The sequence below is a fragment of the Pseudomonas viridiflava genome, assembly GCF_900602065.1.
GTDB lineage: Bacteria > Pseudomonadota > Gammaproteobacteria > Pseudomonadales > Pseudomonadaceae > Aquipseudomonas.
In genome coordinates, this window is sequence record NZ_UWFN01000009.1 from 1 (window position 1) to 337 (window position 337).

Sequence of the window (337 nt, forward strand, 5' to 3'; positions counted from 1 at the left end):
CCTATGAACACCTGCTGTCCAACGACACGGATCGTCAGTTGTTCAACACCGTGACCACCGCATGGGCAGCGTACCTTGTGGTCAGCAAAGAGCTGTTCGACCTGTCACGCCAGGGTCTTGAGAACCAGGCTCGTACGTTGTTGAAGGGCGAATCCAAGCTGCACTTCGATGAAGCGACCAACCAGCTACAGAGAATGGTCGAGCTCAATGATGCAGGCGCAACCACGGCCAGCGAGAAAGGCGCGGCCCTGTATGAAAATGAGCGCATCTCGATCATTGCGGTGTTGGTCGCTGCGCTGTTGATCGGACTGGGTCTGGCGCTGTTCATCGCCCGGAT

At 57.0% G+C, this 337-nt stretch carries 1 protein-coding gene; it reads left to right on the top strand.

Features of this window, described 5'->3' with window-relative positions; all coding sequences use genetic code 11:
- The coding region (locus tag EE949_RS00045; RefSeq protein ID WP_206335680.1) for an MCP four helix bundle domain-containing protein at positions 1-337 on the top strand (337 nt) is incomplete at both ends.